The following is a 13,859-nucleotide window of genomic DNA, read 5'->3' as shown; positions in this document are numbered from 1 at the left end:
TCCTATTAGTTGAATTAGCGCGTGAAGGCAGCAGGTACGCCACCATCAACTGTAATCATACAGCCCGTTGTTTTAGCTGCTTTGGACGATGCGAAGTACACGATCGCTTCTGCTACATCTTTAGGGAAGATGTTAACAAGCAACGTCGTTCTTTTACGGTAGTGCTCTTCCAATTGATCCGGTTCGATCCCGTAAGCAGCCGCACGCTCATTGCGCCAGCCGGAGTTCCAAATCGCGGAACCTTGCAAAATTGCGTCTGGCAATACGGAGTTCACGCGGATTCCGAATTCGCCGCCTTCAGCCGCGATGCAACGCGCCAAGTGAATCTCAGCCGCTTTGGCAGTGGAGTATGCGGAAGCATTTTTACCAGCAAATACGGAGTTCTTGGAGCCTACGAATACCATGCTGCCGCCGATTGTTTGCTTTTTCATAATTTTAAACGCTTCTCTAGCTACCAAGAAATACCCTGTGCTAAGCACGTTCATGTTCAGGTTCCACTCTTTAAGCGATGTTTCGTCAAAAGGACTGGAAGTCGCAAGACCTGCATTATTCACGATAATGTCAATACCGCCGTAGCTAAGGATGGATTCGCGGAATGCTGCTTCCACTTCTTCTTCCTTCGTTACGTCCATGCGAACAGCAATGGCTCTGTTTTCGCCATATTGTTCGTTAAGTTCTGCTGCAAGCTTCTGTGCACCTTCAAGGTTAAGATCAGCAAGTACAACATGCGCGCCATCTTTCAAGAATTGACGAGCGGTTACACTTCCGATACCACCAGCACCACCAGTGATGAACGCGATTTGACGTGAGAATTCAGCTTCAGCAGGAGCAAGTGTTAATTTGTAAAGCTCAAGCGGCCAGTATTCCACGTTGAAGGACTCGTTTTCGCTTAGGGATACGAACGTTCCAAGAGCTGTAGCACCTCTCATAACGGAAATCGCACGGTGGTAAAGCGCGCCGCTGATTTGCGCCATTGCCCAGCTTTTGCCTGTGTTGATCATCCCGATCCCTGGAATAAGGATAACACGCGGAGCAGCTTCATTGATAACGTCGCCTTCATTTTTGTTACGGTCAAAATAAGCTTTGTACTCTTCTTTGTAAGCTTCGATGCCGGCTGTTAGTGCTTCTGTTAAGCTTGCTGCGTCGCCAGTTGTTGGATTCCAATCGATATATAGAGGCTTCATTTTGGTATGAACCAGGTGATCCGGGCAAGCTGCTCCCACTTGGGAAAGAACTGCTGCATCACGGCTGTTTACAAATTGAAGCACATTGTCTGCACTGTCAATGGTAAGGATCATTTTCTTCTCGTTGCTTACGGCACCGCGAACGATTGGCAGAACTTGAGCCAAAAGATCTTTGCGTGCTTCGCCACTAAGTGTTTCGTATTTGGAACCGCCATATAGGTTCGCTTCGTTCACGCGAGCTTCGATGAAGCTTGCTGCTTCATTAATGATAGCGATTGTTTTCGCGTAGCTTTCTTCGGACGTTTCGCCCCAAGTAACTAGACCATGTTTCTCCATTAGCACAAGCTCAGCCTTCGGATTTTTGCGAACGCCATCTGCGATCATTTTGGAAAGTGTAAAACCAGGACGTACATAAGGTACCCAAACGAAACGATCGCCATAAATTTCTTGGGCAAGCTCACGACCATTGTGTGCGCAGCAAAGCGAGATAATCGCATCTGGATGCGTGTGGTCAACGTTTTTGAATGGTAAGAACGCATGTAAAAGCGTCTCAATGGAAGCACGCGGGTGCTTGCTGTCGATCATGCAGTTGGCAAGGTAAGCGACCATTTCTTCATCGGACATTTCGTCGCGTTCGATCAAAGGACGAATGTCTTCCATACGAAGACCTGTGAAATTCTTTGCTTTCATCGTGCCAAGGTCAGAACCGCTTCCTTTTACCCACATCACTTCAACATCGCGACCACGGAAATCTTTCTCGATCGTTTTGTACGACGTGTTGCCGCCGCCCCAGTTACATACAGCGCGATCTGTACCTAATAAATTGGAACGATACACAATTTCCTCTACGCCTTTCGATACTGCATTCGCTTTTGAAGATTCCCATAAATTCGCAACCATGTAAGTACCCTCCTAAGTTTTGTTTCCCATGTGTATGTGTTTGTTTTTGATGGTTTCATCTTAACATATCTTTGTTTATTTTTGAATAATTTTTTTTTTGTTTGTTTAAGTGTGGTGAAAATAATGAATTTTGCGTGATTTGTAGTCAAAACAAAGGGGATTGCTTGAATAGCAGGTGTATTCCGATGAAACGAGAAATCTCGGGACACATGACGCCACGTTTATCTTTGTATGTGTGGGATTATTCCTGAATCGGACTAGCGTGGCAATTACTCCAAATAACTGGAAAAACTACATCTAATTCTGCAAAAATCAGCATTTCTAGAACATTAACTGGAAAAACTACAGCTATTTTGGGCTGAATGGACTGATTTAAGTAAATTCCTCATTAATAACTACATATTTTCCATCTAAATCAATTTTCCGAGTGGAATGCTGTATTTTAACTGTATATTTTCCATTTATTTGGCTGGATGGATGTTCGGGAGTCTGCGTTGGGCACATTGTGATTCGAAGGTGAGCACGCGGCAATTGCTGATGGGGACTAGCTATCTGTGGTGTATGGAGTAAGTTCGGATTTGGTGAGTGGCTATGGTGTATGGAGTAAGTTTGGATTTATTGAGTGGCTATGGTGTATGGAGTAGGTTTGAATTTTGTTGAGTAGCTGTGGTGCAAGGGGCAAGTTAGGATTTGTTGAGTAGCTAAGGTGTACGGAGTGGGTTCGGATTTGTTGCTTATTGATCCCCTTGGCCCGATGCTCCAGCTGAGCAATAACTGGAAAAACTCCTTCTAATTCTGGAGAATTCACATCTACTAGGACATTAACTGGAAAACCTACAGCTATTTTCAGCTTAAATGGCTGATTCAAGTTAAAACCGAAATAATAACTACATATTTTCCATCTAAATCAATATTTCCGGCAAAAATGTGGCAAATAACTGTACATTTTCCATCTAAATGGCAGGAGGTTGGACGCCAAATGCCACTCATCAACTAGACTAAATGTCATCATCAAAAGCCCACTCATCCCCCCCACTGACTGTATCCCCAGGTAGGTCATCCTGCATGTCGCCGCTGTAATCCCCGGGCTCATCTTCGGCTACATTTTGCAAATCAAAAGCATTAATCGTTATGATCGGATAGGAATGATGCGCGGCGATTTGAGCAGCTTGCAATTTCATAAACTTCGGTGAACCTTCCGTCTCTTCATCATAGACCATTAGAATACCGTCAGAGTTTCGGAGGAGGAACTTGTCCCTCTCTTTGAACTGCCAAGGCCCCTCATATTTAGTCTTCGTTATACTGTTGACGTAATTGGCCCGCTGCATGACGCTAGCGTAGCATCCTTTTTTATCGTCGCTCCACTTCTCTTCTTGCTCCAAAAATGGCGTAATAACTGCCAGTTTCAACTCCGGATAGGTACGCTCTCTCAACTCTAGCACAGCCTCTGCCGCCCATAATTCTACTCCCCATTGTCCGCTCACAACAACCCATTCGAGTCCGTCATCGATTAAGGCGATGATCCGCTTTTGAATCGCTTTTTTGATAATCGGAATGCCAGGATGCTTCAATGAGAAAATGCCAAGTTCATTCGCTTTGTAGCCTGTAATCAGCACGCGTTTCAACGAGCTCACCCCTTTGTTGATCTTCTTAAAAGGTTAGCACAGATACTTCTAATTAGAAAGAAGCTCTTCGAACTCAATTTATGTCATATAACATTACACAAAATATAAAAATTCAATCTACAAACACCAATTTGACTGATTTTATCAAAAAAATGATTGAAATTATGATTATTTTACGATATTCTGATCTTAACACAAATATTAATGTAAACTTACTTGACATTAAAAGGAGCGGATTAGATTGAACATTGCACTCGTTGCACATGATGTGTACAAAAATTTACTCGTGGACTTCGTAATTGCTTATAAACATATTTTTCAAAAACACAAACTTTATGCAACAGGAACTACAGGAAAAAGAATTAGTGAAGCAGCAAAGTTGGATGTGATTCGACTCCGTTCAGGCCCATTTGGTGGGGATCAGCAGATTGGAGCTATGATCGCCATGGATGACATTGACTTGCTAATTTTCTTCCGTGATCCGATCTCAGCGCTAGGTCATGAACCCGATATTACAGCACTCCTTCGCCTCTGTGATGTACAACAGATCCCTCTCGCAACCAATCTTGGAACAGCAGAAATGCTGATCAGAGCTATGGAAAGCGGCTTCCTCTCTTGGCGCGAAGAAATTCGCAAATATGATTCCCCACGATTGAATGGTACGGAGAACAAATAATTGCTAAATTTCTTATGGTTCTAGCCTCACGACCAAGCCAGTCCACATTGATTTGAATATATTAATATCATCTCTTCTTGAAAGGATGATAGATTAATGGCAAGAGTCAAACAAGGATCTGGCGGCCCCGTACAGTTCAGACATCGCATGGAGGGCTTAACGTCACGCGTACAGAATCATCGGCATTCCTTCGGCAATTTAAGTGATATTGTAATCCCAGAGGATGGCAGACACCGTCACACATTCCAGGGCATTACAACAACAGCTGACGGGCATCGTCATTCCTATTCGGGCCGTACTGGCCTCAACATCGGTGTAGGCGTGAATCATTTTCATCGTTTTCAAATAGCAACAAACATTGCAGATGGACATCGCCACATCATTTCTGGAAGAACAACAGGTGTCATCCGTCTAGGCGTCGTAGTTGGACACAAATTAATCATTGAAAGTATCGTCCGTCAGAAAGTGTAAGATTCCCTCCAGCGAGACTTTCCGTACTCTTATAAAACAAAAGACTACTGAAAATAGATTTCAGTAGTCTTTTTGCACTTTTATTCGATTCAATATCCACTTATTTCCCTTTCAAAACCTCAACCAACCATGGATACGCCTGACTCCCGTTTACTTCATGAACACCATCATAGAGATGTACGCCAAATTGCTCGATCGCTCCTGCTAATTCATACTCTCGCTCTAAATAGGAAACCGCAAATTCCACCCCATCTACAGGAAAAATGGGATCCTGTTTCCCCGATGCAATGAACAACGGACGCGGCGCTAGCAAACCGATTAGTTCTGGAAGTTCCGCGAAGCCGAGCGCGCCAGGCAGATAGTTATCGATGCAATGCCGCACGCCCATGATGCTGCGCTTGAACGTATTAGTGAACGCACAAAGGACCGAGGCCTGAATGCGCTCATCTAATACGGCCGTGTAAGCGGCAAGCAGGCCGCCACCCGAAAATCCGAAGCAACCGATGCGACTCGCATCAACTTCCTCACGTGTCACGACGTAATCTAACACGCGCATCGCCTCATGCACACGAACCCCAGCTATAGACATCCCGTATAGCATAAAGTGAGAAGCAAGTGCCTGGCAGGAAGAGTTCCCAACTTGCCCATCCCTCTGGTCTTCCTCTAACCGCCGATCACCGAAGCCTAGAATTTCAGGAACTACTACGACGAACCCACGCCGCAACAACTCTAGGGCATAGTTGCCATGAAGATCCCAGTCCCCCTCAAGCTCAGTTCCATCAGCGTTCAATCCTACAATTTGCCTGCTCCCATAACCATGACCATGCAGCGCTAGTACGGCAGCACGTTGATGAGAATCTCCTTTGGGCAGCAGCACATAGACAGGAACTCGAAAACCCCAAAACGTACCGATTTCAATGCGTTCTCGGACATGATCCTCAAGCTCGACACGATCAAGAAGAACAGGACGAAGATCGTCCTGTTCTTCCATGGTCACCGCTAAGGAGTCCGCCAAGCGCTTTTTCATATGAGCTTTTGCATGTTCAGCCCATTCCGTTCGACTCTTCTCACGTTTCAACTCGAATGCGCGATAGAGCTGTTCCATGCTCGCATCAGGACTCCACATTTAGCTCAACCTCCGTCACAGGTTAAAATTTCACAAGCTTATCTACAGCAACCGGTTGCCCGGTACGTAATGAAATATTACCAGCAATACCTGTAAGAATGGACATCGCTCCGTCTACATGGGAAGCCGCGCGGTTGAAACGATCATCGGATGGCTTGTCGAAGATATCCTTCAATAGAATCGGATCGCCACCACCGTGACCACCAACGCCCTCTTCGATGTCAACTTGATACGGTGCCGCAAACATCGGGAATACCGTGATCGTTTTCGCTTTCAATGCACCTTCATCCGCTTTGTCGCCACCGGAATTCACGTAAGATTTCTCGACAACTTTCATTTCAATACGTCCCTTGCTGCCGTTAATATTCACATTGAAACCTTCCCAAGGTAAATACGCATTCAAGGAGTAAGTAAGAATCGCTTTATTTTTATATTTGACCATTACGCCCATCGTATCTTCAATAGAGATCCCGTCGCCGAATACGCTCTGATCACGTTGGTAACCATCCTCATGCTCCGCATCCAAATATAGACCTTTGAGATGCGCATTGGAATCCAAATGCAGCGCGAATGGATCATCTTTTGCATACTCGTTTCCGGTAGCACGTTGGTAGAACTTCGTTTCGCCGCGTTTCTCTGCGTTCGCTTTTCCGTAGAACATGAGATCTCCCATGGCAAAAACAGTCTCTGGCTGCGTCCCCAACCAGAAGTTAACCAAGTCAAAGTGATGCGTTGACTTATGCACAAGCAACCCGCCGCCATTGCGTTTATCACGGTGCCATCTGCGGAAGTAATCTGCGCCATGCTCTGTGTTGAGCAACCATTCAAAATGAACCGAGTGAACATCACCAATCGTTCCATCCATAATTAACTCACGAATTTTCGTATTGTGCGGCGCATAACGGTAGTTAAACGTTACGCGAAGCTGACGGCCTGTACGTTTAATTGCATCCAAAATTTCTTGACATTTCTCTTCATCAACCGTCATCGGTTTCTCGGAAATAACATCACAACCAAGTTCCATCGCGCGAATAATGTACGTGTGATGCGTACGATCCACAGTAGTTACGATGATTGCATCCGGTTTCTCTGTGCGAATCATTTCTTCGAATTGATCAGCTTTATACGTAGGAACAGCATGATACTCATACTTGCCAGCAAGCAAGTCATTCGTAAAGTTCATGCGTGTTTGGTTAATATCACAAATAGCAACAAGTTCAGATGTATCTTTAAAATCTTTTACCATGGAGCCATAGAAGAATTCTGCTCGTCCACCAGTACCTACAATCGCATAACGTGTTTTCATCTGTTATTGCCCCTCTCGCTTACAAAGTATTTCATCTCATATTGCAAGATTAATACAATATTTGTTGCGTTTCTATTCAAATATTACTTAATCACTTTATTTCCTTGCATATCTTGCTGTATGATAGAAGGACAGAACTTACACCAGAGAGGGTGTCGATGTTGTTTCATTACGAGATTGAACGAATTCGCAGAGATCAACCCTACACAATGCTAGTGAATCATTTCCATGACCATTATGAAATTTATTATTTACTCAGCGGTAAGCGCAATTATTTCATTCAAGACCGCGTCTATGCGATGCAGGAAGGCGATCTTGTACTGATCGATAAACATACCCTTCACAAAACACTAGACGCCGATGATCGTCCGCACGAACGCATCTTAATCAATTTCGAAGAGCGCTGGCTCGCCACGAAAGATGATGAAACTTACGCGATTGCGTTATCTCCTTTTCGCCCAAAACATTATATCGTCTCGCTTTCCGGCGCAAATCGCACGCTCGTTGAGAATCTACTCTTCAGCTTATTGCGGGAAAAACAACAAGAATTGCTCGGTTGGGTGCTAAATAGCAAAGCATTGCTCACGCAGCTGCTCATATTCTGCTCAAGACTCATGGATCAATCAGAGACATTAGATGAGCATCCGCAGGCATATAATCCTAAGATTTTTGAGATCGTCACTTATATCAATGAACATTTCAATGAAAGACTGACACTTGCACTGATTTCTGAGAAATTCCACATTAGTCCGAGTTATTTCTGCCGCTCATTCAAGGACACGATTGGCTTCTCGTTCGTCGAGTATTTAAACAACCTGCGTATCCGCGAAGCGCAACGACTATTGCGAGAAACCAAACTCAAAGTGATCCATATCGCTGAACAAGCTGGCTTCGACAGTGTCGCTCACTTCGGACGTGTATTCAAGCAGGTTACGTCACAGACTCCGCTCCAATGTCGGAAAATGATGCATCTGAGACCTTGATCAATTTACGATAATCGGTCGGTGTCATCCCTTTAAGCGCTTTAAACGTCTTAATAAAGTAACTCGGACTCTCAAAACCTACCTCACTCGCAACATCTATAATTTTGATCCTTGGATCTTCCAGACACTTCATCGCTTTCTCGACTCTATAGAAGTTGAGGTATGCGATAGGTGTCTTTTTGACGATCCCTTTGAAAAAACGGCAGAAATGCCCCTCACTCATCCCAATCAACCCTGCGAGCTCTGGAATCAGAATCCGTTGATGATAGTACTCATGCATGAATTGAAGCGCAGGCTTAATTCTTTCAATGCTGCTTGATTGTGCTGCGTTTCGCGGTAGATCAGCAGAAAGCTCACCATGTGGCAGCAGCTCAGCGAATATCGCGAGTAGATCCGATTTTATTTTCAGCTCATAACCAAGCGATTTATCTTCAAAATGTTGAATGATATCCACGAGCTTCAAGCTCACTTGCTGTTCCCACGATTCCGTTGAACGGAAGAGTCCCGGTAAGATCAATCGCTGCTCGATCCAGGGCTGTATGTATTTACTTTGGATCACATCATAGGCACTGCTGCTTAGAAGTTGCAAATCGAAAACGATGGCATGAAAATAGGCGGGAAGTTCACCTGCCGGGTAACATGCATGCAATTGGCCGCTCGGAATGAGCAATGCCTCACCTTGCTGAAGCTCAGTCAACGACGAACCTATATGAAACGACGCGTTTCCCTCTGTCATATAAATAAATTCAATTTCCTCATGCCAGTGATAGTTGAAGAATACATCATTGACTTTCTCGACTTGGTACACACTTAGCGGGAACATGAGATCGCCGTGAATTCGACCTTCATGCAAATCTTCCACATTCATAGCGTCATACTCCTTATATCAAAATTGTTATATATCCGCATCAGCATTCTGCAAGACAATCATAGCATAAAGCGATTACACTTTTAATCACAGGCATATTTCCAAATCAATATAATTATATGAATTTTTACAAGGAGCTGGTTGCTTTGAAATTTAGTGATGGCCAATGGATGACCCGCAAGGAGTATCAAATTATTAGTCCAGTTGAAGTACATGATGTGTATACAACTGATCGATCTCTTACTCTTTTCGGCCCGCCAAAACCGATCGTTGACCGTTCTGGTGAATTAGATACACCATTAATTGAAGTCAAATTAAGCTCTCCCTTGAAGGATGTTATTCGTGTACAAATTTATCATCATCGGGGAAAGAAACAAGTCGGTCCCTACTTTGCGCTCAATTCAGATGAGAACCACTCCCTCCATATAGAGGCAAATACCCATGAAGCCAGCTTAGCCAGCGGCAACCTAAGGGCCAGCATTCGAAGAGATCAACCTTGGCATCTGGCGTTTGATTATAACGGTCGCAAGCTTACTTCCAGCGGGCTCAAGGGCATTGGGTACGTAATCTCGGATAACGCTACAACTTATGTAAGAGATCAATTAGACCTCGGCGTTGGTGAGAGCGTTTACGGGCTCGGCGAGCGATTTACTTCTTTTGTCAAAAACGGGCAAAGCGTAGATATCTGGAACCGAGATGGCGGAACGAACTCCGAACAATCGTATAAAAATATTCCTTTTTACATCACCAATAAAGGATATGGTGTATTCGTCAATCATCCAGAGAATGTTTCCTTCGAGGTGGCTTCTGAGAAAGTATCTAAGGTGCAATTCAGTGTAGAAGGTGAGTATCTTGACTATTTCTTGATTGGCGGAGCCAATCTGAAGGAAGTATTGGGCAACTACACGACATTAACTGGAAAGCCTGCGTTGCCGCCAGCTTGGACATTCGGACTCTGGCTAACTACCTCCTTCACAACGAATTACGACGAATCCACTGTGACTAGTTTCATTGACGGTATGGCTGAGCGTGAACTCCCGCTTCATGTCTTCCATTTCGATTGTTTCTGGATGCGCGAATTTCACTGGTGCGATTTCGAATGGGATACGCGAATTTTCCCGGAGCCCGAGCAGATGCTGCAGCGTCTCAAGAACAAAGGTTTGAAGATCTGCCTATGGATCAATCCCTATATCGCGCAGCGTTCCCCGATGTTTGAAGAGGGCATGAAAGCCGGTTACTTATTGCAAAAACCAAACGGAGATATTTGGCAGTGGGATATGTGGCAGCCTGGTATGGGTATCGTTGACTTTACGAATCCTGCTGCTTGTGAGTGGTATGCTGCGAAGCTAAGAAAGCTTGTCGATATGGGTGTTGACTCGTTCAAGACGGATTTCGGTGAGCGCATTCCAACGGATGTCGTCTACTATGACGGTTCTGATCCTGTCAAAATGCACAATTACTATACCCAGCTGTACAACAAAGTGGTATTCGATGTATTGGAAGAGAAGCTTGGCAGGGGCGAAGCTGCCTTGTTCGCACGTTCCGCGACAGCCGGCGGACAACAATTCCCTGTTCACTGGGGCGGTGATTGTACCGCGACCTATGAATCAATGGCAGAAAGCTTGCGAGGCGGATTATCCTTAGGGCTCTCTGGATTCGGATTCTGGAGTCACGATATCGGAGGATTCGAAAGTACCTCCAGCGCTGACCTCTATAAACGTTGGGCTGCATTCGGACTGCTGTCCAGTCACAGTCGGCTGCATGGCAGCCGTTCTTACCGCGTGCCGTGGATGTACGATGACGAAGCGGTTGATGTTCTGCGCTTTTTCACGAAGCTCAAAATCAGATTAATGCCTTATATATTCCAAACAGCTGTTGACGCCTCCAAACTCGGCTTGCCATTGATGCGCGCAATGCTGCTGGAATTCGGTGATGATCCGACGTGCGATCACTTAGATCGCCAATATATGATTGGGGATTCGCTACTTGTCGCGCCAATATTTGATGAATCTGGCATCGTGTCCTACTATTTGCCTGCAGGAACTTGGACGCATTTGCTAACAGGAGAAGTTGTAGAAGGCAATCGTTGGTATAAAGAGTATCATAGTTATATGAGCATCCCTCTCCTCGTTCGAGCTAACACACTGTTAGCGATCGGGACTGTTGATGAAAAGCCAGATTACGATTACATGGCAAGGAGCGAGTTCCACCTCTTCGAATTGGCAGACGGACAAGAGGCCGTTTCACGCGTCTATCATCCGACAACGAAAGCTGAGTTTACACTCACGGCGCATCGTGACGGGCAAGTCATTCAGTTCACGCCTACAGGCAGCCCAGCTGCATGGAGCCTAGTACTTAGAGGCATTACATCGGTAACCCATGTTGATAATGGGACACTTTCCTCGCACCAATATGGTGTGAAAGTTACCGCGATCAATGCAAACTCCGCTATCTTCTTAACGATTTGATCACATGTAAATGGACTTCCCTTTCACTTCAGATGTGAGGGGGAAGTTTGTTTATGGGTGGTGGGTTGCTCAGCCAGTTACTAAGCTAGTGGATGCGCGCGAAAATCAGCAGATGTGTGCTTGGAACCACCTAACTAGGTTCTTAGCAGCAGCAATGATTCATTTAACTGGAAAAACTACAGTTATTTCGAAGATAAATCTCCAAATTTTCCATTTAGATGGAAAATATACAGCTAAATTAACCAGATTGGGTCACATTAGCTAATTCCCACTGATTTAACTACATAAAATCCATCTATTTCACATTTCCGTGAAATAACGATGATATTAACTGTATAAAATCCATTTATTCGCAAAACCTCCCACTACTACCTCAACAAATTAAGTTTCTTTATCATCCACCCGCTGGAAGGCGGTAGTCGGCGGGCTGAGGGCTTTTAACACAATTCTATCTACTCTCACGCTAAACCAGACCTTTCCACTTCTCACAAACGTTCCGCCGCTCCCTCAACAAATTAATCTCTTCCTCACCCACCTGCTGGAAGGTTGGCGGGTTACTGGGTGCTGGGTTGCTTGGTTGCTGGGTTGCTTGGTTGGCGCCTAGCGAACTAGTCTCTACTCACACAATTCTATCTACTCTCACGCTAAACCAGACCTTTCCACTTCTCACAAACGTCCCCATTACTCCCTCTTCTCCTCTCCCGCCTCTCCACTGACTACCCACCGCTAGCCTTTCAAACAAATAAAAAAAACCTTCGTGCAAGCTCACGCTCACACAAAGGTTCGTTAGTTAGAAACTGAAATATTGCTTCGCATTGTTGTAGGAAATGCCTTGAACCAACTGCTTCAACAGTTGCTCGTCGTTCGGGAACTCGCCCGCTTCAACCCACTCACCGATCATGTTGCAGAGAATGCGGCGGAAGTAGTCATGACGCGTGTACGACAAAAAGCTGCGGGAATCCGTTAGCATCCCAACGAAACGGCCAAGCAAGCCGAAGTTGCCTAGGGATTTCATTTGGGAGATCATGCCATCACGCGTATCATTGAACCACCATGCTGCGCCCAATTGGATCTTGCCAGCGATGCCATCGCCTTGGAAGCTTCCCATCAAGGAAGCAAGAATCTCGTTGTCGCGCGCGTTCAAGGAATAGAGAATCGTACGTGGCAAGGAATCCGCTACTGCAAGAGCGGACAACAGTCCTGTTAACGCACCAGCAACAGGACTATCACCAATGGAGTCGAATCCTGTATCTGGACCTAGCTTAGCGAACGCTTGTCCATTGTTGTTACGGGACGCGTTGATATGATACTGCATCGCCCAATCTAATTTCTTGTAGATGCCGCCAAGGAAGATGAGCGTGAATGCTTTGTACTTCTTCTCGTCTTCCAAGCTAACAGATTGACCAGCAAGACCTGCCGCGAAGATCGCGTCAACTTCTTCTTTAGTCGCTGCCGCAAAAGGAACATAATCGAGAGCATGGTCAGATACTTTACAGCCAACAGAGTCAAAGAACACTGCGCGGCTTTCTAAACCAGCCAATAAATCATCATAGGTGCGAATTGGTGTGCCTACTGCTTTTTCAAGCTGTGCAATCCACGGAAGGAACGTAGCGCGATTAATTTCGAGCGCCTTGTCCGGACGGTAAGAAGGCAATACTTGCGTATCGAATCCTTCAATGTCTTTGATAAGGATGTGGTATTCCAAGGAATCCACAGGATCGTCCGTTGTACAAATAACCGTTACTTTGGAGTTTGTGATCAGGTCTCTCGCGCGGGATCCACCTTCAGCCAGCTTGGCATTCACTTTTTCCCAAATTGCTGGAGCATTGGCCTCATTAATGATATCGTACACGCCGAAATAGGTTTGAAGTTCCATATGGGACCAGTGGTACAACGGATTGCCAATCGCCATAGGAAGTGTGGATGCCCATGCGACAAAGCGATCATAATCACTAGCTTCACCTGTAATCTTGGACTCTTCAATACCGTTGGCACGCATCATCCGCCATTTGTAGTGATCACCATATAACCAAGCTTCGGTGATGTTGTTAAATTGTTTATTTTCATAAATTTCCTTAGGACTTAAGTGGCAGTGATAGTCAATAATCGGCAGTTCTTTCGCATATTCATGAAAAAGATGTACGGCAGTTTCATTGTTCAATAAGAAATTTTCGTCTAAAAACGTTTTCATAAAGAAATTTCCACCCTTCTCAAGCTGAATGATCTGCCATCTATATTAGCAAAAAATCAGC

10 protein-coding genes are annotated in these 13,859 nt (G+C 45.1%); 4 read left to right on the top strand and 6 right to left on the bottom strand.

Annotated features, from left to right (window positions below):
• Positions 1-14: 14 nt before the first annotated feature.
• Both AC58PV_RS19490 and AC58PV_RS19485 read right to left on the bottom strand, forming a co-directional pair.
• The gene (locus AC58PV_RS19490) at positions 15-2,084 is read right to left on the bottom strand and encodes a bifunctional aldolase/short-chain dehydrogenase (protein ID WP_497433985.1); all 2,070 of its coding nucleotides are present in this window, start codon (positions 2,082-2,084) and stop codon (positions 15-17) included.
• A 998-nt stretch (positions 2,085-3,082) separates the two neighbouring features.
• The gene (locus AC58PV_RS19485; protein ID WP_497433984.1) at positions 3,083-3,709 is read right to left on the bottom strand and encodes an SLOG family protein; all 627 of its coding nucleotides are present in this window, start codon (positions 3,707-3,709) and stop codon (positions 3,083-3,085) included.
• Positions 3,710-3,950: 241 nt separating this feature from the next.
• On the opposite strand from AC58PV_RS19485, the gene AC58PV_RS19480 reads away from it, so the two are divergent.
• Entirely contained in the window at positions 3,951-4,385 is a 435-nt protein-coding gene (locus AC58PV_RS19480; RefSeq protein ID WP_497433983.1) for a methylglyoxal synthase, read from the top strand.
• Between the two features lie 96 nt (positions 4,386-4,481).
• The gene (locus tag AC58PV_RS19475) at positions 4,482-4,856 is read left to right on the top strand and encodes a YmaF family protein (protein ID WP_497433982.1); all 375 of its coding nucleotides are present in this window, start codon (positions 4,482-4,484) and stop codon (positions 4,854-4,856) included.
• Between the two features lie 100 nt (positions 4,857-4,956).
• On the opposite strand, the gene AC58PV_RS19470 is transcribed toward AC58PV_RS19475, so the two are convergent.
• Both AC58PV_RS19470 and AC58PV_RS19465 read right to left on the bottom strand, forming a co-directional pair.
• A complete protein-coding gene (locus AC58PV_RS19470; RefSeq protein WP_497433980.1) occupies positions 4,957-5,982 on the bottom strand; it encodes a dienelactone hydrolase family protein in 1,026 nt (341 codons plus the stop codon).
• Between the two features lie 22 nt (positions 5,983-6,004).
• On the bottom strand, positions 6,005-7,288 hold the full coding sequence (locus AC58PV_RS19465; RefSeq protein WP_497433979.1) for a Gfo/Idh/MocA family oxidoreductase: 1,284 nt from the start codon (positions 7,286-7,288) through the stop codon (positions 6,005-6,007).
• Between the two features lie 158 nt (positions 7,289-7,446).
• Here AC58PV_RS19465 and AC58PV_RS19460 point away from each other — a divergent pair, with 158 nt between their 5' ends.
• The gene (locus AC58PV_RS19460) at positions 7,447-8,271 is read left to right on the top strand and encodes a helix-turn-helix transcriptional regulator (protein WP_497433978.1); all 825 of its coding nucleotides are present in this window, start codon (positions 7,447-7,449) and stop codon (positions 8,269-8,271) included.
• Here AC58PV_RS19460 and AC58PV_RS19455 read toward each other — a convergent pair.
• Positions 8,219-9,139 carry an AraC family transcriptional regulator gene (locus AC58PV_RS19455; protein WP_497433976.1) on the bottom strand — a complete coding sequence of 307 codons (921 nt, stop codon included), beginning with the start codon at positions 9,137-9,139 and terminating at the stop codon, positions 8,219-8,221. The genes AC58PV_RS19460 and AC58PV_RS19455 overlap by 53 nt on opposite strands.
• A gap of 146 nt (positions 9,140-9,285) precedes the next feature.
• Between AC58PV_RS19455 and yicI the strand changes: the two genes are divergently transcribed.
• Positions 9,286-11,607, top strand: coding sequence for an alpha-xylosidase (gene yicI / locus AC58PV_RS19450; RefSeq protein ID WP_497433975.1), 2,322 nt, complete (start codon positions 9,286-9,288; stop codon positions 11,605-11,607).
• A gap of 790 nt (positions 11,608-12,397) precedes the next feature.
• Here yicI and uxaC read toward each other — a convergent pair.
• The gene (gene uxaC / locus AC58PV_RS19445; protein ID WP_497433974.1) at positions 12,398-13,798 is read right to left on the bottom strand and encodes a glucuronate isomerase; all 1,401 of its coding nucleotides are present in this window, start codon (positions 13,796-13,798) and stop codon (positions 12,398-12,400) included.
• Between the last annotated feature and the right edge of the window lie 61 nt (positions 13,799-13,859).

The sequence above is a fragment of the Paenibacillus sp. J22FR83 genome (assembly GCF_059691955.1).
Note: the sequence above shows the minus strand (reverse complement) of the source record. Positions and strands in the feature narration are given on the sequence as shown.